This is a genomic window from Bacillus sp. FAU18, assembly GCF_056033885.1.
Genome location: NZ_JBVYHZ010000003.1, coordinates 1,000,071 through 1,022,231, shown reverse-complemented (window position 1 = coordinate 1,022,231; position 22,161 = coordinate 1,000,071). Strand labels below are relative to the sequence as shown.

Genomic DNA, 22,161 nt, shown 5'->3' with positions numbered 1-22,161 from the left:
TGTTTCACTGTATGAAATTTTCTTACAGTTCGCTGATCGTGCTGCTTAAGCTCAGACGTTCATCCTCAGTTAACGGGACTAGAGGCAGACGCACAGAACCGACATCAAGACCTCTCAGCTGAAGCGCTGTTTTGACTGGAGCAGGATTAGGCGCTTTAAACAGTTCCTTCATAATCGGCAGCAGTTTCTGATGGATCAGTGCCGCATTAGCTGTTTGCCCATTCGTATAATTTTTAATCATTTGCTGCATATCAGAGCCTGCAATATGGCTCGCCACTGATACAACTCCTCTTCCTCCAACTGAAAGAATAGGAAGCGTCAGAGCATCATCCCCTGAATAGACATAGAAGTCTTCCGGTGTTTCAGCAATAATTTTTGTAATCGCTTCTAGGTCTCCGCTCGCTTCTTTAATCGCAACCACATTCGGAATGTCCGCCGCCAAACGGATCGTCGTTTCAGGAGCAAGAGAAGCAACCGTACGGCCAGGAACATTATAGAGCATAACCGGAAGAGATGTCTCTGCCGCAATTGCTTTAAAATGCTGGTACATTCCTTCTTGAGAAGGTTTATTGTAATACGGGGTAACAAGCATAACAGCGTCCACGCCCGCTTCCTCAGCTTTTTTTGTCAGCTTAATGGAATCTTTCGTGTTGTTGCTTCCAGTACCAGCGATAACGGGCACCCGTCCGTTTACTTCTTTTACCGTATATTCAAAAAGCGCAATTTTTTCTTCAGTTGAAAGGGTCGGAGATTCTCCAGTTGTTCCCGCTACTACTAAAGAATCCGTTCCGTTTTTCAACAAGTAATCAATCAGTGTAGACAGTTTTTGAAAGTCTACGTTCCCTTTATTGTCAAAGGGTGTAATCATCGCTGTAGACACATTTCCGAAATTCATTTTATTCACCTCATCATGATTCAATCACATTTACTTCGAAAGTTCAAACACTTCATGCAAAGCGTTTACAGCAGGAACCATATCCGCTTCATGGACGAGCACCCATATCGTCGTATGGCTGTCAGCCGACTGAAGGATCGGAATTTCTTTTTCTGAAAGAGCCGATACAATTTTAGACGTAACACCGGGAACACCCATAATGCCCGCGCCGACCGCCGATACCTTCGCGCAGTTTCTCGTCACCATTGGATCATAGCCCATATCCATTAAAATACGCTGAGCTGTTTCTGTTTTATTTCCGGCTACCGTATAGACGATTTCACTAGGTGTAATGTTAAAGAAATCGACACTGATTCCAGCGTTTGCCATAGCCTTGAACACTTCAGTCTGAACGTTATACTGGCCGATTTTCGCAGGCACTTTGAACTGCGTGACATCTTTGACATGGGCGATTCCCGTAATCAGCCTTTCAAAAACATCACTGCCGACCTTGGAAGAGTGATGTGATGTCACCAATGTACCTTTATCATTCGAATAAGTCGAACGGACGCGGATCGGAACCTTGGCCTGCATTGCGATTTCCACAGCACGCGGATGAATGACCTTGGCCCCCTGATACGCCAGGTTGCAGATTTCCGTATACGTCACAACAGGAAGCGGTTTTGCATTTTCCACCACTCTTGGGTCAGCAGTCATTACGCCTTCTACATCGGTGAAAATATCGATGTATTCCGCATCAACAGCTGCTCCGAGTGCGGCTGCAGACGTATCGCTGCCCCCTCTGCCGATTGTTGTTGTATCACCCTTTTCGGTTGCGCCCTGGAAGCCTGCGACGACTACCGCATCATGATTGGCGAGCACACTGAATAAACGCTCCGGTTTCATTTCAATGATTTTCGCATTGGTATGCTGATCATTCGTTAAAAAGCCAGCCTGAGCCCCTGTCAGCGCAGCTGCTTTCACACCGTTATCAAGCAGCATGCTTGTAAAGACGACAGAGGAAATAGTCTCTCCGCAAGATAAAAGCAAATCCTGTTCCCTAGGAGAAATCGCTGACTGATCGCCGTAAAGCAGCCCGAGCAAAGAATCTGTTGCATACGGGTCTCCTTTTCGGCCCATCGCTGAAACGACAACGACAACCTTATATCCTTCACTGATTGCTTCTTTAATATGCCCTAAAGCCAGTTTGCGGCCTTTATCATCTTTTACTGATGTTCCGCCGAACTTTTGAACAATTATCTTCACTGTTTTCACTCCAAATTATTCGGACGTAACAGAAGAGAGCAGGCTGATAGCGCCTTACTCTCTTCTATTCGTCTTTAGAAAATTCTCTCTTTTATACGAGGTTTAGTTTTTTCAGGCTTTCTGCAATTTGAACAGAGTTCCATGCCGCGCCTTTTAATAGGTTATCAGAAACAACCCATAAATGAAAACCGTTTGCTCTGTCCAAGTCTTTGCGGATGCGGCCTACAAACACATCGTTTTTGCCGACAGCATCAGCAGGCATCGGATAAAGCTGTTGGCTTGGATCATCCTGAAGTGTCACGCCCGGAGCTTCTTTCAATAGATTTTTAATATCTTCAACTGTAGCGTCATCACGGTCTATTTCGATGTAGACGGACTCTGAGTGCCCAGTTTGGATTGGCAGTCTCACACATGTAGCCGCTACTTGAAGGTCAGGCATGTGCATGATTTTTTTCGTTTCATTTATCATTTTCATTTCCTCAAACGTATAGCCGTTATCTTGGAATTTATCGATTTGCGGAATCGCGTTGAAGGCGATTTGATAGTGTTTTTTGTCACCTTTTACCGGCATGATCTCAGGCTCTATTTCTTCTTTATTTAAAATCGCCTGTGTTTGGCTGTAAAGCTCTTTTACAGCTTCATTACCCGCTCCTGATACTGCCTGGTAAGTTGATACGATGACCTTGTTTAAGCCATATGCTTTGCGGATCGGTTCAAGTGCCGCAACCATTTGGATTGTAGAGCAGTTTGGATTGGCAATAATGCCGTTGTGTTCATGCAAGTCTGCCTCATTCACTTCTGGCACAACAAGCGGTGTATTTTCATCCATGCGGAACGCGCTCGTATTATCTATAACAATAGCGCCGCGTTTTACAGCTTCTGGTGCCAATGCTTGTGATACGCTTCCGCCGGCGCTGAACAAAGCAATATTTACCCCTTCAAAGCTCTCAGGAGAAGCTTCCTGAACAGTCAGCTCTTGGCCTTTAAACGTGACTTTTGTCCCCGCAGAGCGTTTTGAAGATAGCAATGTAAGTGTGTCCATTTCAAAGTTTCTGTCTTCAAGTGTTTTAAGCATTTGTTGTCCCACAGCCCCTGTCGCTCCGACAACAGCTACGTGTAAACCTCTTCCCATCTGTAAAACTCCTTCCGCCAATCAGCTTCATTGAATTGATTTGACTATGATTTTACGTTTTATTTTACCATAGAATATGCGGGTGATGACCGAATTTTTTAGTTTGGGAAAGATTTTCTGTAAATTTAGTCATTTCCCTGATAATTCTCAACTAGAATCGGCTGAAGCTGCTGGTGCATGAGTGCCTTTTCAATCGTTTGCGGAAGCAGATCCATTTTGGCTACCATTGAATTCGGTTTTTTAAATGGATCATCTTGCCCGAATGGAATAAAAAAGATATTTTTTGTTGACATGAGCCTCATTAAATTTGTTCCGTTTAAACCAAGAGCATCATTTGTCGAGATACCCAGAACGACAGGCCGATTGTTTCGGATTGTCGCTTTTGCCGCCATCAGCACCGGGCTGTCCGTCATGGCATTTGCCAGCTTGCTCATTGAATTGCCTGTTAAAGGCGCAATGACCATGCAGTCAAGGGGCAGCTTCGGCCCAAGAGGTTCTGCCTTTACAATCGAATCAATGGCCTCATATCCAGTCAGGTCTTCAATTTTTTTAACCCATTCTGCTCCCTCTCCAAATCGGGTATTTGTGGATTTTACATTAAATGTGACAACCGGACGGACTTCAGCTCCTTCGTTGACCAACGCCTCAATTTGCGGGAAAACCGCTTCATATGTGCAATGTGACCCGGTCAGTCCAAACCCGATTCTTTTTCCTTTTAATGACGACATCCTTATTTCCCCTCCTCAGCTTGTATTTCAGCCAAAAGCTTGCTCAAGACGTTTGCAAGGATTTGCCCAGCTGTTTTAGGAGCGACAATCCCTGGAAGCCCGGGAGCAAGAAGTGCTTTAATCCCTTGTTTCTCGGCATATTTAAAATCCGTTCCCCCGGGACGTGAGGCCAGATCCAATATTAAGGTTTTTGGTGTCATGCTAGAAAGTACCGTTTGATTTAAAATCATACTCGGTATGGTATTAATGCAAATATCTATATCTTTTACATGCTCTTTCAGCTCATCGGTATGAAAAGGAACGAGCCCCATTTCAGTGATACGTGCCAGATGCGCTGAACTTCTTGCCCCCACTTTTACATTCGCCCCGAGCGCGGCAAATGTACGGGCAATCGTCATCCCGGTGCGCCCCAGACCGAGAACGGCCACCTGTGATCCGTGTATCGTATAATCCGTGTGCTGAATAGCCAGCATGATCGTTCCTTCTACTGTCGGAATAGAGTTGTATATCGCAATGTCATCCCGCTCAAACAGTTTAACAAGTTTTCTTTTTGCCTGAGCTGCAATGTTTTCTAAATAGGCGTTAGAAATTCCTGAGAAAATGACACAATGTGCAGGCGTTCTGTCGAGATGGTCCTGTTTTAACACAACTTCTTCATTCGAAAATACAGTCGATACGACACCTTCTCCTGTTGTCGCGGATACTGGAAGAATGATGCTGTCTATTTGCTGAAAAGGAATTTCATCAATATTGCATTTTACTGCCCCGGTAAAACCGTGATCCAATTGGTCAAAACCGACAAGATAGATGTCAGCCTGCTGTTCAGTGAGCTTTCTTATAATTTCGAGCTGTCTTGCGTCACCGCCGATAACTGCAATTTTCAATCCGGTTAACATTCTAAACGTTCACCTTCTTTGTATATACTGGATCTCTAGTTGTTAAGCTCCCCTTCATCTTATGATTAAAAGGAAATACCGGTGAATATAAAAGATGCGCTTTTTCCATATAAAAAAACATCGGCTCCGGCAGCCGATGTTTCAGATGTTTTCTTTAGAGCCCGCTACACAGTCAATTGGGCTATTTACTCTTGTCGAGGAGGCATTTCCTCAGGTACATCTAATATAATCATATCTGAACCGATCTTTTGAATATGGTGCCATGGGACACGAATATCATGACCTTGCTTTCTCAAACCAAACCACTTAACTGTGGGAATGAGGAGTGCTGTAATCTGTCCATCCTGTTCATTGATTTCCAAATCGGTCTGGCCGAGCACTCCGAGCCGTTCAGCTCTTTTGATGTCTACAATTTCCTTTCCTGATAATTCACTGAGCCGCATGTCTGTCACCCCCTTGTACTATGTATGATGAAAGGGATTAAAAAATGCCTGCTCCATTATGGGGCAGGCTTTCCTTTTTAAGACGGCATATTGCCGGAAGGGCTGATAAGTGCTAATGCATAGTCTTCGGTAAACAATTGTCTGGCAAGGCCGTTAACACGCTCTAAGTTCACGGCGTTTAATTCATTGATGATTTCATCTAATGTTTTATGTTTGCCGAGCAGCAGTTCATTTTTTCCGTTTCGGCTCATTTTGCTGTTTGTGCTTTCTAAGCTCAGCATTAAGCTTCCCTTCATTTGCTCTTTGCTGTTTTCCAGTTCTTTCGAGGTAATGCCGTCACGTTTTAATGTGGCAAGGGTTTCTTGAATTGTTTCCGACAGCTGCTGAAGCTGATTTGCACCCGTTCCGCCGTAAATAGTGAGCATTCCGCTGTCCTCATATGAGCTGTGATAGCTGTAAACAGAATAAGCAAGTCCTTTATCTTCACGCACATCTTGGAACAGCCGGCTGCTCATGCTGCCTCCGAGCACATTGTTGAGGACGATTAAATCATAAATACGTTCATGGCCAACCTCTAAGCCTTTAAATCCAAGGCACAAATGAGCCTGCTCTGTTTCTTTTTTTCTCGTCAGTTTTTCCGTGTGGAACTCAGGCTTCTCAAGGCCTGTCGCTTTGCCTTTCGCCTCGTATGACCCGAACCATTTTTCTACATCTTTGATAAAACTGTCAGATATATTGCCCGCTACCGAAATCACCACTCGGTCCGGCGTATAATAATCATGCATGTATTGTCTGAGAGAGTCACCGTTAAAGGAAGCGAGCGTTTCTTCCGTGCCTAGAATTGGGTAGCCTAAAGAATGATTGCCGTAAGTGGCTTTGCTCAATAAATCATGTACAATGTCGTCCGGCGCATCTTCGTACATTTTAATTTCTTCATATACTACATTTTTCTCTTTTTTCAGCTCGTTTTCATCAAACGTTGAATGAAAGAACATATCTGCTAATACGTCCAGCGCGTAATTCGCATGCTCGTCAAGCACCTTTGCATAGTAGCAGGTATATTCCTTTGAAGTAAACGCATTGACCTGTCCGCCAATACGATCAAAAGATTCTGCTATCTCGCGTGCAGATTTTGTGCTCGTCCCTTTAAAGAACATGTGCTCTAAAAAGTGAGAAATTCCGTTTATCTCCGGCGTTTCATGTCTCGAACCTGTGCCGATCCATACGCCGATCGCAACAGAACGGACTGTCGGATTATTTTCCAGCACAATTCTTACACCATTTTGACACGTATATCGTTTAATCAAATTTGTTCCTCCTATTCAAAGACAAGCTGCCTTCATCTGTTACTTCAATAGTCTTGTTTCATCCATTAGTTCAGTGACTGTTCCAAGCGCATATCCTTTGTCTTTTATCTGTGTAATCAGCGCTTCAAGACTTTCCGCCGTAGGGTCAGTCGGATGCATTAAAATCATGGCACCATTATGTATCTTGCTTAACACTCTCGTCTGAAGTACAGACGGAGCCGGCTTTTGCCAATCGATTGTATCAACTGTCCACATGACTGTTCCCATCTGTTTCTCAGCTGCAATGTCGATAACCGCTTTTCTGAAACTTCCGCTCGGCGGAGCGAACCACTTTGGCTTAACACCGATCGTTTGTTCTATTTGTTCATTAGTCTTGTCGAGCTGCTCGGAAATTCTTCCTGTAGTCAGTTTGCTCATATCCGGATGATTGTATGAATGATTTCCGATTTCATGTCCGTCTTTTGCAATCTTCTTAGCGAGCTGTACATTGTTTCTCACCCAATTGCCTTCTAAAAAGAACGTAGCTTTAACCTGGTGCTTTTGCAGAATAGGAAGCATTTTTTCCAAATACTCATTTCCCCATGCCACATTGATTAAAAAAGCCACCATCGGTTTGTCAGGATTTCCTTTATAAATAGGCTCAGGCTGAAGTGACTCAAGATGAACACTTGGTTTTACTTGACTGTACACCAAATCTTTTTCCCGAAACTCACCATGCTGTTTCATTTTTTTATATGATTGTTCAATATTGACCTTTAATCCATTATAGCCTGGAATGCTTTTCCACACTTTATCAATTCTTGCATTCTGGGGCTTAACTTCATACTCCGGCGCTTTTTGAAGCAATTCTTCATATAACGGATCTTTTGACGCCGTGACAGTCACCGTATCTTTTTTCATTGCCCCTATATAATCAAGTGCATGCGGATTTTCCATCATCTCAAATGAGACAAAAAAAAGAAATAAAAAAACGGCAAACGGTACAAATTTTTTGTACATGTTCTGTCCCCCCTCACCTCACATTATGAAGGAGAAGGACAAGGTAGAACCCGCCTGCTTTTGAAAAGCTTCAAAATAAAGAAGCCGGGTCTCCCAGGCTCCTTTTATGTTTTCATTTAAGATTGTTGTTCTTCTTTTTCTTTCTCTTCACGGAGCACCGCTTTGCGGGACAAATTCACTCGTCCTTGTTTATCGATTTCAGTGACTTTGACTAGAATCTCGTCTCCGATTTTTACAACATCTTCAACTTTCCCTACGCGTTCAAGCGCAAGCTCTGAAATGTGCACCAAACCGTCTTTTCCGCTGAAAATTTCAACGAAAGCCCCGAATTTTTCAATCCGTTTCACTTTACCTAGGTAAAGTTGGCCGACTTCAACCTCTCTAACAAGGTCTTCGATGATTTTTTTCGCTTTTTGGTTGCCGCTTTCATCTGTAGAGGAAATAAAGATTGTGCCGTCCTGCTCAATATCAATTTTAACACCGGTTTCTTCGATGATCTTATTGATTTGTTTTCCGCTTGGTCCGATGACATCGCGGATTTTATCAGGATTAATGGTCATTGTTAAGATCTTAGGCGCATATCGAGAAAGCTCTTTTCTTGATTCGCTTAATGTTGCAAGCATGCTGTTGAGGATTTCCATTCTGCCCTTTTTCGCCTGCTGAAGCGCTTCTTCAAGAATCTCTCTGGAAAGGCCTTCAATTTTAATGTCCATTTGCAGGGCCGTTACGCCTTTTTCAGTTCCCGCTACTTTAAAGTCCATATCCCCGAGCGCGTCTTCCATGCCTTGGATGTCAGTCAAGACAGTGTAATGTTCGCCTGATTTGACAAGACCCATCGCAATACCAGCAACTGGCGCTTTAATCGGTACACCGGCATCCATCATTGCAAGTGTGCTTGCGCAAATGCTTGCTTGAGATGTAGAACCGTTTGATTCAAGCACTTCTGAAACAAGACGGACAGTATAAGGGAAGTCTTTTTCAGACGGAATAACTGGCTCAAGCGCACGCTCACCCAGTGCTCCGTGTCCGATTTCACGACGTCCCGGTCCTCGCATCGGTCCTGTTTCCCCAACGCTGAATTGCGGGAAGTTGTAATGATGCATAAAACGTTTCGACTCTTCGACACCTAAGCCGTCAAGGATTTGCACATCTCCCAGAGCACCTAGCGTACATACGCTGAGGGCCTGAGTTTGTCCCCTTGTAAATAGGCCTGAACCGTGCGTTCTTGGCAAGAGGCCAACCTCTGAAGAGAGCGGGCGGATTTGATCGACACCGCGGCCGTCCGGTCTTACTTTCTCTTCAGTAATCAAACGGCGAACTTCATTTTTCACCAGCTTGGATAAAATCTGCTTCACTTGCTTGATTGTGTCTTCATCATGTTCTTCATCCTCGAATTTTGCCACAACTGCGTTCTTCACTTCGTTAATGGCATCTTCACGGGCATGCTTTTCATGAACTTGGATGGCTTTCAGCAGATCCTCTTCTGCCAAAGCTTTTACTTTTTCATTAAGCTCTTCATCAATTTCAAAGAGCTTAATTTCAGATTTCTCTTTGCCGACTGCTGCAACAATTTCTTCTTGGAATGCAATCAGGCGTTTAATCTCTTCATGGCCAAACATAATGGCTTCAAGCATGATTTCCTCAGGAACTTCGTCCGCTCCCGCTTCTACCATGTTAATCGCATCTTTCGTGCCGGCAACGACAAGATTGATGTCGCTTTTTTCAAGCTGATCGACTGTCGGGTTAATGATAAATTGATCATCAATGCGTCCGACAGTAACCCCTGCAATCGGTCCTTCAAACGGAATATCCGATACAGAAAGTGCAAGAGATGAACCGAACATGGCAGCCATTTCTGAAGAGCAGTTTTGGTCAACACTCATGACAATGCTGATGACTTGAACTTCATTACGGAATCCATCGGCAAACAAAGGACGGATCGGACGGTCAATTAAACGGCTGGCAAGAACCGCTTTTTCACTTGGACGTCCTTCTCTTTTAATAAATCCGCCCGGAATTTTCCCTACCGCATATAATCTTTCTTCATAGTTTACAGTAAGAGGGAAGAAATCAAGCGGTTTAGGTTCTTTTGAAGCGGTTGCTGTACTAAGTACTGCTGTATCACCGTAGCGGATCATCACAGCACCATTTGCCTGTTTGGCAAGCTGGCCGGTTTCAACAGTTAGCGTTCTTCCGGCCCAATCTATGGTAAAGACATGTTTTTCTTGTCCCATACAATTACGAACTCCTCTCTTCGTTGTGTGAAATAATCAATTACTCCTATTATGAACGAAATGAATTGAACATATCAATGTCAAAGTAGTATGTAAAAGGATTTCAATGATTTGTTATAAAAAATTTCGCTTTAATACGATAAAAAAGCGGGAATCCTCCCGCTTTTTACGATTATCGACGTAAGCCTAGTTTGTTAATTAACTCACGGTAACGAGTTACGTCTTTATTACGCAGATACGTAAGAAGATTACGACGCTTACCTACCATTTTAAGAAGACCGCGACGTGAGTGGTGGTCTTTCTTGTGAGTACGTAAATGCTCGTTCAAGTTGTTAATTGAGTCAGTTAGGATAGCGATCTGAACTTCTGGAGATCCAGTATCAGATTCGTGTGTTTTGAACTCATTGATGAGTTGGTTTTTACGCTCTTGAGTAATTGCCATCCTGTTTCACCTCCAAATCATATTTAGCCCCAGTTACCTAGCAACCGTCGGTGACTTCGGATTGCCAAGCAATGGTTTTAAGACTACGAAAACTATCATACTAAAAATCGCGCCTATATGCAAATATTTTAGAATAAAATTTGTGTGCGTTGCAAGTTATTTCCGCAAATTGCTGAAATAACGGATGGCTTCCTGCTTATCTTTCTCAATTTGCTCAGTTAATTCTTTGATGCCATTGAATTTCCGCTCGCTCCGAATCCGTTTATACCATTCGATTTTTATAGCGGCTCCATATACCTCCTGATCGAAATCAAACAGATTGACCTCGATGGAAGGCTGCTCAGGGCGCTTTTCATAAAACGTCGGCTTATAGCCGATATTGCAAACGCCATTGTAAACTTCGCCGTTCACTTCCGCTTTTACGGCATATACACCTGTGGGCGGAACGATATAGCTGTTATTCAAACCGACATTTGCTGTCGGAAACCCGATGGTCCGTCCTCTTTTATCACCATGAATGACAATTCCTTTAATAAAATAAGGCTGTCCAAGCAAGACATTCGCCAATTCAACATCTCCGTTTTGAAGCGCGGTACGGATATACGAAGAACTGATTTTTTTATCTTGCTCCGTCAATTTTTCTACCATTGTGCACCCAGCTTTTCCGTCTAAATCATCTGGCATGGTCTCCATTGTTCCCTTGCCGTATTTGCCGTACGTAAAGTCAAAGCCTGCCACTGCGTGCCGCACATTAAGACCGATAATATACTGGTCTATAAACTGCTTAGGAGAAAGAGAAGCAAACACTTCATTAAATTTAACGACATACAGAACTTCTGTACCTAATTGTTCAATTTGATTTATTTTGTCTTCAAGAGGCGTAATCAGATCCTTAGGTTCCTTATCTCTGCCCAACACGTGAGAAGGATGGGGATGAAAGGTCATCACAGCCAATGTCAGACCTTTTTCTTCGGCTATTTGCTTCGCTGTGCCGATTACCTTTTGATGCCCGAGATGAACGCCGTCAAAATATCCTAACGCCATCACTGATTTTGCCTGCTCCTCTTTTATTAAATGATGAGGATGTGTCATATGTATCGTCTTCACAGAACGGTCACCTTTTTTCTATTGTTCGCTTTTTTGCATCAATACTTTTGCGGGCTTTAACAGCCCTTTTTTTGCAGGATGAGGGAAATAGATCGCCAAGCAGGTTCCGGATTCAGTAAAGACGGCAATACGGTCTTCACTTGTCATTTCAGAAAACTGCTCGGGCGTCTCAAGCAAAGCCCCATTTTCTACTTTCTTAGCTAATGTATCACTTATGATCCATTTCGGCAAATGATTGAGCGCACGTTCAATAGGAACTGTATGCTCTTCCACGGTTCCGGATTGGGCCTGTGCTTCGAGTTCATCAAAAGTAAAGCATTCGTCGAGAGAAAAATCTCCGGATGCCGTACGGATTAAATGAGACATATGAGCCGGATATCCGAGCTTTTCTCCGATCATGACCGCCAGCGTCCTTACATAGGTCCCTTTGGAGCAAGTCACTGTAAACCGGAAGCTTGCGGTTTCTCCATGATGTTTAATCTCTGTCGTCAGGGCAATGTCTTCAATGGTTATCATACGTTTTGGACGTTCTACTTCAATCCCTGCTCTTGCGTATTCGTATAATTTTTTGCCGTTTACTTTTACAGCGGAATACATGGGCGGAATTTGTTCTTGTTTCCCCTTTAAACTGCTTAAAACCTTTTCTACATCCGCTTTATCAATGTCGTGATTGACAGGCTTTGTTTCCACCGTTTCTCCGGTTTGATCCTCTGTTGTGGTTGAAAAGCCAAGCGTTATTTCTGCATCATACGTTTTAGATTTTTCAGTTAAGTATTCGACTATTTTTGTCGCTCTTCCTACACAAATCGGAAGCACGCCTGACACTTCCGGATCGAGCGTTCCTGTATGTCCTACTTTTTTTGTTTTTAACAGCTTTCGGATCTTCATGACACAGTCGTGCGATGTCATGCCAACAGGTTTATGTAAAAGGAGAACTCCGTTAACCATTTGCCTTTCACTCCTTCTTTTGAGCTTTTTTCTTTTAAACGAAGAAAGAGGACAGACGATATACGCCTATCCTCTCTTTTTTTATTCAGATGGTTTCTCTGAATGTAATTCGTGAATCAGTGTTTCGATCCGATTCCCGTAATCGATTGATTCATCGAACTCAAATTCAATTTCAGGCGTTTTTCGAAGTCTGATGCGGCTGCCGATTTCGGATCGGATAAATCCTTTCGCTTTTGCCAGCCCTTTCAGCGCTTCTTCCCGTTTTTTCTCGTCACCGAGAACCGAGATATACACCTTTGCAATTTGCAAATCACCTGATACACGTACATCCGTTACTGTCAGAAAACCAATTCTCGGGTCTTTCAGCTTGCGGCTGATAATATCACCGAGTTCTTTTTTCATTTGCTCGCCGACACGGTTTGCTCTCATACTCAATTCAATCACCTCTAAGTTAAAACCACTCTGTCCTAGTGATCGTCCGTTCAATTTCAGGAAAAGAATCGATAAACGCTAGGACGCGCTGCAGTTCTTTTTCTGTTTGAACGCGAGAGGAAGAAACAGCGGCGATTCCGAAGCTGGTTCTCTGCCAGGTGTCCTGATAGCCAATCTCCGAAATCGAAACATTGAACTTGTTTTGAACCCTGGTTAAAACCCGCTTCAGAACGGCACGCTTTTCTTTTAGCGATCCTGCATCATAAATGATGCATTCACACTCCGCAAATCCGATCACGTTCTTTCAATTTCTTGCATGACAAACGCTTCAAGGATGTCACCTTCACGAATGTCATTGTATTTCTTAATTGTAATACCACATTCATAGCCTTGTGAAACTTCTTTCACATCGTCTTTAAAGCGTTTCAGAACATCTACTTCGCCTTCAAAGATGACGACGCCGTCACGAATTAAACGGAGGCCGCTGTCGCGCGTAATGGTTCCTTCAGTAACATATCCGCCGGCAATTGTACCGATTTTAGATACTTTGAATGTTTGGCGTACTTCTACTTGACCAATTACTTTTTCTTCATATTCAGGATCAAGCATACCTTTCATGGCAGCTTCAATCTCGTCGATTACTTTGTAAATGATACGGTGAAGTCGAATATCTACATTTTCAGCTTCAGCCGTACTCTTAGCATTTCCGTCCGGTCTCACATTAAACCCGATAACAATTGCATTGGAAGCAGATGCCAAGATAATGTCAGATTCAGTAATCGCACCAACGCCTGTATGGATGATTTTCACTTTAACGCCTTCTACTTCAATTTTTTGAAGCGCAGCCGTTAAAGCTTCAGCAGATCCTTGAACGTCAGCTTTTACGATGAGGTTGATGTCTTTTACATCACCTTGCTTAATTTGCTCGAATAAATCATCAAGACTGAGCTTCGCTTTATCGCTGCGCTGCTCTTCAAGCTGTTTCGAAGCACGGGCTTCACCGACAGAACGAGCTGTTTTTTCATCCTTAAAGACAAGGAATTGGTCTCCCGCTTGAGGGACATCATTCAAACCGGTAATTTCAACCGGAGTTGACGGGCCGGCAGTTTTCACACGGCGGCCAATGTCGTTGACCATTGCACGGACACGGCCAAATGTATTGCCGACTACGATCGGATCACCGACATGCAGTGTTCCAGTCTGTACGAGCAACGTCGCAACTGACCCTCTGCCTTTATCGAGTTCAGCTTCAATAACCGTTCCTTTTGCCTGACGGTTCGGATTCGCTTTCAGTTCCTCTACCTCACTGACAAGCAAAATCATTTCAACGAGCTCATCAATGCCTTTTCCAGTTAAAGCAGAAAGCGGCACAAAAATGGTTTCTCCGCCCCAAGCTTCAGGGACAAGTCCGTATTCCGTCAGTTCTTGCATCACACGGTCAGGGTTTGCGGATTCTTTATCTATTTTATTCACAGCTACGATGATTGGAACCTCTGCTGCTTTTGCATGGTTAATCGCTTCAACTGTTTGCGGCATGACACCGTCATCGGCAGCTACGACAAGAATCGTAATATCAGTTACTTCTGCACCGCGTGCACGCATTGTTGTAAATGCGGCGTGGCCCGGTGTATCCAAAAACGTGATTTTCTTGCCGTTCTCTTCAATTTGATAAGCGCCGATATGCTGAGTGATTCCGCCTGCTTCTCCTTCAACAACCTTTGTTTTACGGATGCTGTCAAGAAGCGTTGTTTTCCCATGGTCAACGTGGCCCATGATTGTCACGACAGGAGGACGAATTTCAAGATCCTCTTCATTATCAGGCTCTTCGTATTTTTCCAGCTCTGTTTCTTCAAGCACAATGACCTCTTCTGTTTCAACACCATATTCTGATGCAATGAGTTCGATTGTGTCTTTATCAAGCTCTTGGTTAATGGTTGCCATTACGCCAAGAAGCATCAGCTTTTTAATGATTTCTGAAGGCTCTTTGCCAAGCTCTTCAGCAAGTGCGCCAACTGTTAAAGTGCCAGAGAATGTAATTTTCTCAGGAAGCTCTTTTTTCGGTTTTACAGGCTTTTGCTGATGTTGGTTTTTATTGTTGTTGTTGTTGCGTTTATTTTTTTTGTTGTTGTTATTCTTCTTGTTTTTGTTAAATTGATTATTCTGCACGTCATTCTTCTTTCCGTCTCGAATTTTATTTGGTTGATTTCCAGCTGATTGCTGATTAACCCCTTGTGGCTGTTTGTTTTTGTTCGTTTCTGCTGGCTTTTGAGATTTAGCAGCTGCGCCGCCTTTTTTATATTTGGCATCAAGCTTTTTAATGGCCTTTTCTTCAAGCATGGCCATGTGATTATTCACTTCTAAATCCATGTTCTTCAGTGCGGTCAAAATTTCCTTACTTGAAACATTTAACGCTTTTGCATATTCGTATACTCTCATTTTAGCCATTCGTTCACCCCCAAAAATATTAATCGAGCAAGCTGATCAGCTTATTCGCAAAACCTTGGTCAGTGACGGCGACAACGACACGGGCTTCTTTACCGATAGAGCGTCCAAGAACCGCGCGACTCTCGACTTTTTTATAAGGGACTTTATAATAATTGCACTTGTCAGTTACTTTTTTTGCTGTGTTAGATGATGCATCCTCTGTAAGCAGGACAAGCTTTGCACGCGCATTCCTGATTTCTTTTATTACCAAGTCTTCGCCTGACACGACCTTACGAGCTCGATTGGCCAGACCCAGCAAGGGAAACCATTCCATTCCAGACATTTTATTTTTTCACCTTTTCCGCCAGTTCCAGCAATTCATCGAAAATCTGGTCATCGATTTGTGATTGAAATTGATTTTGCAAAGTGTTTTTCTTTTTTGCTGCTAAGATGCAATCTTTATCCAGCGTTAAATAAGCACCCCGCCCGTTCTTTTTTCCGGTCGGGTCTACTGAGATTTCGCCTTCTTTTGACCGTACAACTCGGATCAGTTCCTTTTTAGGCTTCATTTCACCAGTCACTACACATTTGCGTAATGGGATCTTTTTGTGTTTATTCACCTAAAGTCACCTCTTATTCATCCGATTCAGCAGTTTCAGGCTCCGTAAAGAGCGGCTCATCATCTTCTTCAAGTTCTCTCGGATAGATTCCAAGTTCTCTTGCGTCCGTTTCGCTCTTAATATCAATCTTCCAGCCTGTCAGTTTAGCAGCTAAGCGTGCGTTTTGTCCTCTTTTGCCAATTGCCAGAGATAGCTGGTAATCAGGAACAATAACAGTTGTCGCTTTTTCTTCTTCATTAACAATGACATCAAGCACTTTGGAAGGGCTGAGCGCATTCGCGACAAATTCTACAGGATCACTGGACCAGTTGACAATGTCAATTTTTTCACCTTTTAATTCATTGACGATTGCTTGCACACGCTGGCCTTTAGGCCCTACGCATGAACCGACAGGATCCACGTCAGGATCATCTGTGCGAACAGAAATTTTTGAACGGTCGCCGGCTTCTCTGGCAACAGATTTTAGCTCGACAGTTCCATCATAAATTTCAGGCACTTCAATTTCAAACAAACGCTTTAACAGGCCTGGATGTGTTCTTGACACATAAATCTGCGGGCCCTTCGTTGTTTTTTCTACTTTTGTGATATATACCTTAATGCGGTCATGGGGCTTGTAGCTTTCATTCGGCATTTGCTCATTAACCGGCAGCAAGGCTTCTATTTTGCCTAAAGACACGTAGATAAATTTATTGTCCAGACGCTGGACGATCCCTGTCATGATGTCTTCTTCACGGTCGATAAATTCAGAATAAATCACACCGCGCTCAGCTTCGCGCACACGCTGTGTGACGACCTGCTTCGCTGTTTGAGCAGCTATGCGCCCGAAATCCTTAGGTGTAACTTCGATTTCGACGACATCGCCGACCATATATTCCGGATGGATGCCCTGTGCCTCTTCAATTGAGATCTCTAATCTCTGGTCGTATACTTCGTCAACGACATCTTTTCTTGCAAATACACGGATGGAGCCAGTTTCACGGTTTAGATCCACCCGTACATTTTGCGCTTGATTAAAATTCCGCTTATAAGCAGAAATTAACGCAGCTTCGATTGCTTCGATGATAATTTCTTTACTGATGCCTTTTTCTTTTTCAAGAATCGTGAGAGCATCTAATAATTCACTGCTCATTTAACGGTCTCCCCCCTTAAAACATTTGTATTCATTAGAATGTAACAGCTAATCTTGCATTAGCTATCTTTTCATACGGAATATTGATCCGTTTCTTTCTTGTTTTGATCGTGATCTCAACTGTCACTGTTTGTCCATCAAATTCAGCCAGTTCACCTTCAAACACTTTTACGCCGTCAATAGGCTCATACGTCTTAATGTATACGTTTTTTCCTAGTGATTTTTCGAAATCGGCTTTTTTCTTTAGCGGACGCTCAGCTCCTGGAGATGAGACTTCAAGAAAGTAATTTTGGCTGATTGGGTCTGCCTCATCAAGCTTTTCGCTTAAAGCTTCGCTTACTTTGGCACATTCCTCAATATCCACACCGTCATCGGAATCAATAAACACGCGAAGGAACCAGCTTTGGCCCTCTTTGACAAATTCAATGTCAACGAGTTCCAGCTGAAGGCTGTCTACGATTGGCTGAGCCATTTCTTGAACGGTGTCAGTCACTTTTTTGCTCATGTTCTTCCTCCTTGTGCTGTCGATCTCATATTCGTCTCGTCACTCTGCATAAAAACCCTGCTTCAAAAGAGCAGGGGCTAAAAAGTAAACGATGAACATGTCGAGACAAAATTCTCCTGTTCAATACAAAAGAGCGGGTTTCCCCACTCTTTGCCTCGGTAATCGTTAGCATTTCCAATAAAACTATACCATAACCATATTTTTATTGCAAATGGATATACGCTTACCTTCATACCTAAGCAAGTGACAGAAACTCTAATATTACGATGGCACTTTTTGCGCTTATGTATGCATAGAAGCAGAATTTCTGAGAAATTCTGCTTTCCATATTAGAACAGTGACAATTGGTTTTGATCAGGCAGTGACTCCAGACAGCCATGGCGATCTAAGTACTCTAAAATCGTTTTTGATACTTTCCCTCTCTTTTGCAAATCTTCTTTTGAGAGGAATTCGCCTTCTTCGCGAGCTTTTACAATGTTCAAAGCAGCGTTCGTCCCTAACCCAGGGATAGAGTTAAACGGCGGAATTAGACTGTTGCCGTCAATAATAAACTCTGTGGCGCTGGAGCGATATAAATCGACTTTTTGGAATGAATAGCCTCTCTCACACATCTCAAGCGCTAATTCTAAAACAGTCAGAAGGTTCTTTTCCTTCGGTGAAGCGTCAAGTCCTTTAGCGTTTATATCCTCCATTACCGCTCTGATTGCTGTAGAGCCCTTGATCATTGTATCGATATCAAAGTCATCTGCACGAACGGTAAAATAAGCCGCATAATACAAAAGAGCATGATGCACTTTAAAGTAAGCAATGCGGACTGCCATTAAGACATATGCCGCGGCGTGGGCTTTCGGGAACATGTATTTAATCTTTTTACAAGAATCAATATACCAGTCTGGGACATTGTTATTTTTCATTTCTTCTTCCCATTCAGGCGTTAATCCTTTTCCTTTACGCACGAATTCCATGATTTTAAAGGCAAGGGACGGCTCAAGGCCTTGATAGATTAAATAAACCATAATGTCATCACGGCAGCCGATAACCTCACTCAGCTCACAAATATTATTGTGGATGAGCTCCTGTGCATTGCCAAGCCATACATCAGTTCCGTGAGACAAGCCTGAAATCTGAACGAGCTCAGAAAAAGTGGTCGGCTTTGTATCTTCAAGCATCTGCCGGACAAATCGGGTTCCGAATTCAGGAATTCCAAGAGTGCCCGTTTTACAGCCAATCTGTTCTTCAGTCACACCGAGTGATTCGGTTCCCTGGAAGATCTTCATCACTTCAGGATCATCCGTCGGAATTGTTTTCGGATCTATTCCGCTTAAGTCTTGAAGCATCCGAATAACAGTCGGGTCATCGTGTCCGAGAATATCAAGTTTTAACAGGTTGTCATGGATGGAGTGGAAATCAAAATGAGTCGTTTTCCACTCTGAACCTGTGGCATCTGCCGGGAACTGGATCGGTGAAAAATCATAAATATCCATATAATCCGGAACTACGATAATACCGCCAGGGTGCTGTCCAGTTGTACGTTTTACACCCGTGCATCCCTGCACGAGCCGATCTATTTCGGCACCGCGCATATGAAGATTGTTGTCTCCGGCATAGCCTTTTACATAACCGTAGGCTGTTTTTTCTGCCACCGTGCCTATTGTTCCCGCACGATATACATTGTCTTCTCCGAACAATACTTTTGTGTAATTGTGTGCTTGCGGCTGATATTCCCCTGAGAAGTTCAAATCGATATCAGGTACTTTGTCCCCTTTAAATCCTAAGAACGTTTCAAATGGAATATCATGGCCGTCTTTTTTCAAAGGCGTTCCGCAATGAGGGCATGTCTTGTCAGGCAGGTCAAAACCGGAACCGACAGAACCGTCATTAAAGAACTCAGAATGCTGGCACTCAGGACAAACATAGTGCGGCGGCAGCGGGTTTACCTCAGTAATCTCAGTAAGTGTCGCAACTAATGAAGATCCTACGGAACCACGGGAACCAACGAGATACCCGTCATCTAGTGAACGTTTTACAAGTTTGTGAGAGATCAAGTAAATAACAGCAAATCCGTGGCCAATAATACTCTTTAACTCTTTTTCAATCCGCGCTTCGACAATTTCAGGCAGCTCTTCCCCGTAAATGCTTCTTGCACGCTGATAGCTCATTTCTCTGATCTCTTCATCGGCGCCTTCGATTTTCGGCGTATATAAATCATCTTTAATCGGCTTGATGTCATCAACTAAAGAAGCAACCTTTTGGGTATTGGTGACTACGATCTCCTTCGCTTTTTCTTCACCTAAGAAAGAAAAAGCTTCAAGCATTTCGTCTGTCGTTCTGAAATGCACTTTCGGCAGTTCATGCCTGTTCAGCGGATTTGCCCCGCCTTGTGAGGATATTAAAATCTTTCTGTAGATTTTATCCTCATCATTCAAGTAATGAACATTTCCCGTAGCAACAACCGGTTTATTAAGCTTTTCCCCCAGCTTCGTGATATTCGCAATAATTTCTTTCAGCGCTTTTTCATCACGGACCAGTTCGAGCTCCAGCAAGTGACGATACACTTCAGGCGGCTGAACCTCAAGGTAATCATAGAATGACGCGATATCTTCCACCTCTTCAGGCGATTTTTGCATCATTCCCTCAAAAACCTCTCCCCTGTCACAGGCAGAACCGATCAGAAGCCCTTCCCTGTATTTCTCAAGCTGAGATCTCGGAATACGCGGCACTCTGTAAAAATAATGAATATGAGAAAGTGACACAAGCTTAAATAAATTTTTAAGTCCGGTGCTGTTCACGGCAAGTAATGTTGCATGATACGGTCTTGATCTTTGATAAGCATTGGACTGACCCATATTTTCATTCAACTCATCATGGTACTGAATTCCTTTTTCAGCTGCGTCTTTCAGCATTTTCAGAAGCAAATAAGCGGTTGCCTCAGTATCATAGATCGCACGGTGATGCTGTGTGAGTTCGATATCAAACTTTTTACAAAGTGTGTTCAACCGGTGATTTTTAAATTCCGGATAGAGAAAACGTCCAAGTTCAAGCGTATCAATGACTGGGTTTTTAGCTTTATCGACTTCAAGAAGCTTTTTATAGGCTACATTTAAGAATCCCATATCAAAACTTGCATTATGAGCGACAAGGATATCATCGCCAATCCATTCTCTGAAATCTCTTATTACATCTACGACATCCGGAGCGTCTTGTAGCATATCATCAGTGATCCCTGTCAGCTCTATGATTGTGGCGGAAAGCGGACGATGCGGGTTCGCAAACGCCTCAAATTTATCAATAATTTCTCCGCCTTTTACTTTTACTGCAGCCAGCTCAATAATGGTATCGTATACAGCAGACAATCCTGTCGTCTCAACGTCAAAAACAACATATGTTTCTTCTTCGAGCAGACGATGTGCGGCATTATAAGCAATTGGCACGCCATCATCCACGAGATTCGCTTCCATCCCGTAAATCATTTTAATTCCATGCTTTTTGGCCGCAGAATACGCATCAGGGAAGGATTGAACGACAGCATGGTCAGTCAAAGCGATGGCCTCATGTCCCCATTTTTTCGCCTGTTCGACAAGCTTTCCGATACCCGTAACAGCATCCATTTGGCTCATTGGGGAATGAAGATGCAATTCCACTCTTTTTTCTCCTTCAGGTGCTGAATCTTCACGGATTTTTGCTTTTATTTCGTTTACGTCATTTGCGATCATGACAAGGTCTCTGACAAATGTATCATTTTGAATGCTTCCGCGTGCTTTTACCCACATTCCTTTTTTCAGAGACTTCATCAGTGCCGCATCTTCTTTTTCACGTGCAAACATTTTGATCAAAATACTATTTGTATAGTCTGTAATTTTGAAGATACACAGCGTGCGCCCGCTCTTCAGCTCGCGCGTCTCCACATCAAACACATAACCTTGGACCGTAATTCTCCGTTCTTCGTCCATGATGCTGTCAAGTGTCCGGATTTCTTCGTTATCTTTAATTTGATAACCGATAACAAGAGGACCAGATGGTGCTTGGTCTTCATCACTTTCTTTATCTTTCTTCTCCATTTCAATCAAGGCCTGCATAGCCCGCTCTTGGTCTTCTGCAAGCTTTTGCTCCCGAAACTTTTGAACTTCCTGCTCGGATACAAATATTTCAGCATCAAGCTGAAGATCCGGAAAGCCAAATTGACGGTAGCCTGCTTGTATCATGGAACTGTATTTATTCTTTAGCGCAGCCGCTTCTGTATCCGTTTTGGTTTTGACAATCAGTTTATTGCCCTTCAGCTTCGGTTTTTGCTGGTTTAAAAGACTGATAATCGGCGGCGAAATGCCCTGCAGTTCTTCAATGCAGCGTGACCAGTAGTCTTGAACAATACTTTCACTGACCTCGGCATCCTGAACTTCAATTGAAGATGTCACTTTTGCTATGTGGGCAAACGATTGCGTCAGCCTCGTTGTTAATGTGTCATATATTTGAAAAGGCAGCAAAGATTTAAATTGAAAATGAAAATGCCAAGACTTAGAAGCTTTGTGAATTGTCAGCTTTTTAATCTCGCCATGTTCAAAGTAGGTCATGAAGGTATCATCTGTCATATTAATCTGCTGCAGAAGAATTTGAAACTGCCTTCTGTTTACTGATAACTGTTCCATTAAGACAGTATCCCTCCCTAAAAACATCATAA

Annotated in this window: 20 protein-coding genes; all 20 read right to left on the bottom strand. The window is 43.2% G+C overall.

Annotated features, from left to right (window positions below; all coding sequences use genetic code 11):
• Nucleotides 1–22: 22 nt before the first annotated feature.
• The gene (gene dapA, locus AC0OMU_RS05605; RefSeq protein ID WP_014476832.1) at nucleotides 23–895 is read right to left on the bottom strand and encodes a 4-hydroxy-tetrahydrodipicolinate synthase; all 873 of its coding nucleotides are present in this window, start codon (nucleotides 893–895) and stop codon (nucleotides 23–25) included.
• A 30-nt stretch (nucleotides 896–925) separates the two neighbouring features.
• A complete protein-coding gene (dapG, locus tag AC0OMU_RS05600) occupies nucleotides 926–2,140 on the bottom strand; it encodes an aspartate kinase (protein ID WP_015483233.1) in 1,215 nt (404 codons plus the stop codon).
• A gap of 91 nt (nucleotides 2,141–2,231) precedes the next feature.
• Nucleotides 2,232–3,272: an aspartate-semialdehyde dehydrogenase gene (gene asd / locus AC0OMU_RS05595; RefSeq protein ID WP_003244674.1), complete on the bottom strand. Its 1,041-nt coding sequence runs from the start codon at nucleotides 3,270–3,272 to the stop codon at nucleotides 2,232–2,234.
• 125 nt (nucleotides 3,273–3,397) lie between these two features.
• Nucleotides 3,398–4,000 carry a dipicolinate synthase subunit B gene (dpaB, locus tag AC0OMU_RS05590; RefSeq protein WP_003231884.1) on the bottom strand — a complete coding sequence of 201 codons (603 nt, stop codon included), beginning with the start codon at nucleotides 3,998–4,000 and terminating at the stop codon, nucleotides 3,398–3,400.
• 2 nt (nucleotides 4,001–4,002) lie between these two features.
• The gene (gene dpaA / locus AC0OMU_RS05585) at nucleotides 4,003–4,896 is read right to left on the bottom strand and encodes a dipicolinic acid synthetase subunit A (protein WP_003231888.1); all 894 of its coding nucleotides are present in this window, start codon (nucleotides 4,894–4,896) and stop codon (nucleotides 4,003–4,005) included.
• Between the two features lie 185 nt (nucleotides 4,897–5,081).
• A complete protein-coding gene (locus AC0OMU_RS05580; RefSeq protein WP_003231890.1) occupies nucleotides 5,082–5,339 on the bottom strand; it encodes a YlmC/YmxH family sporulation protein in 258 nt (85 codons plus the stop codon).
• Between the two features lie 77 nt (nucleotides 5,340–5,416).
• Nucleotides 5,417–6,646 carry a M16 family metallopeptidase gene (locus AC0OMU_RS05575; protein WP_003245717.1) on the bottom strand — a complete coding sequence of 410 codons (1,230 nt, stop codon included), beginning with the start codon at nucleotides 6,644–6,646 and terminating at the stop codon, nucleotides 5,417–5,419.
• A 39-nt stretch (nucleotides 6,647–6,685) separates the two neighbouring features.
• Entirely contained in the window at nucleotides 6,686–7,645 is a 960-nt protein-coding gene (locus AC0OMU_RS05570; RefSeq protein ID WP_015383683.1) for a polysaccharide deacetylase family protein, read from the bottom strand.
• Nucleotides 7,646–7,761: 116 nt separating this feature from the next.
• Nucleotides 7,762–9,879, bottom strand: coding sequence for a polyribonucleotide nucleotidyltransferase (pnp, locus tag AC0OMU_RS05565; RefSeq protein ID WP_003231897.1), 2,118 nt, complete (start codon nucleotides 9,877–9,879; stop codon nucleotides 7,762–7,764).
• 172 nt (nucleotides 9,880–10,051) lie between these two features.
• Nucleotides 10,052–10,321 (bottom strand): 30S ribosomal protein S15, encoded by a 270-nt coding sequence (rpsO, locus tag AC0OMU_RS05560; protein ID WP_003220957.1) that lies wholly within the window; start codon nucleotides 10,319–10,321, stop codon nucleotides 10,052–10,054.
• Nucleotides 10,322–10,477: 156 nt separating this feature from the next.
• Nucleotides 10,478–11,428 (bottom strand): bifunctional riboflavin kinase/FAD synthetase, encoded by a 951-nt coding sequence (gene ribF, locus AC0OMU_RS05555; RefSeq protein ID WP_160243908.1) that lies wholly within the window; start codon nucleotides 11,426–11,428, stop codon nucleotides 10,478–10,480.
• 18 nt (nucleotides 11,429–11,446) lie between these two features.
• A complete protein-coding gene (gene truB / locus AC0OMU_RS05550) occupies nucleotides 11,447–12,376 on the bottom strand; it encodes a tRNA pseudouridine(55) synthase TruB (protein ID WP_327844411.1) in 930 nt (309 codons plus the stop codon).
• 81 nt (nucleotides 12,377–12,457) lie between these two features.
• Nucleotides 12,458–12,811 (bottom strand): 30S ribosome-binding factor RbfA, encoded by a 354-nt coding sequence (gene rbfA / locus AC0OMU_RS05545; RefSeq protein ID WP_009967251.1) that lies wholly within the window; start codon nucleotides 12,809–12,811, stop codon nucleotides 12,458–12,460.
• Nucleotides 12,812–12,827: 16 nt separating this feature from the next.
• Nucleotides 12,828–13,106, bottom strand: coding sequence for a DUF503 domain-containing protein (locus tag AC0OMU_RS05540; RefSeq protein ID WP_003231905.1), 279 nt, complete (start codon nucleotides 13,104–13,106; stop codon nucleotides 12,828–12,830).
• The gene (gene infB, locus AC0OMU_RS05535) at nucleotides 13,103–15,253 is read right to left on the bottom strand and encodes a translation initiation factor IF-2 (RefSeq protein ID WP_014479801.1); all 2,151 of its coding nucleotides are present in this window, start codon (nucleotides 15,251–15,253) and stop codon (nucleotides 13,103–13,105) included. The genes AC0OMU_RS05540 and infB overlap by 4 nt, the downstream gene beginning before the upstream one ends.
• A gap of 19 nt (nucleotides 15,254–15,272) precedes the next feature.
• The gene (locus tag AC0OMU_RS05530) at nucleotides 15,273–15,575 is read right to left on the bottom strand and encodes a YlxQ family RNA-binding protein (RefSeq protein ID WP_003220946.1); all 303 of its coding nucleotides are present in this window, start codon (nucleotides 15,573–15,575) and stop codon (nucleotides 15,273–15,275) included.
• A gap of 1 nt (nucleotide 15,576) precedes the next feature.
• Nucleotides 15,577–15,852, bottom strand: coding sequence for a glucose-induced regulator RulR (gene rulR / locus AC0OMU_RS05525; RefSeq protein ID WP_327844410.1), 276 nt, complete (start codon nucleotides 15,850–15,852; stop codon nucleotides 15,577–15,579).
• Nucleotides 15,853–15,865: 13 nt separating this feature from the next.
• Nucleotides 15,866–16,981 carry a transcription termination factor NusA gene (gene nusA, locus AC0OMU_RS05520; protein ID WP_003231912.1) on the bottom strand — a complete coding sequence of 372 codons (1,116 nt, stop codon included), beginning with the start codon at nucleotides 16,979–16,981 and terminating at the stop codon, nucleotides 15,866–15,868.
• 34 nt (nucleotides 16,982–17,015) lie between these two features.
• A complete protein-coding gene (gene rimP / locus AC0OMU_RS05515) occupies nucleotides 17,016–17,486 on the bottom strand; it encodes a ribosome maturation factor RimP (RefSeq protein ID WP_003231915.1) in 471 nt (156 codons plus the stop codon).
• 329 nt (nucleotides 17,487–17,815) lie between these two features.
• On the bottom strand, nucleotides 17,816–22,129 hold the full coding sequence (locus tag AC0OMU_RS05510) for a PolC-type DNA polymerase III (protein ID WP_015483232.1): 4,314 nt from the start codon (nucleotides 22,127–22,129) through the stop codon (nucleotides 17,816–17,818).
• Nucleotides 22,130–22,161: the final 32 nt, after the last annotated feature.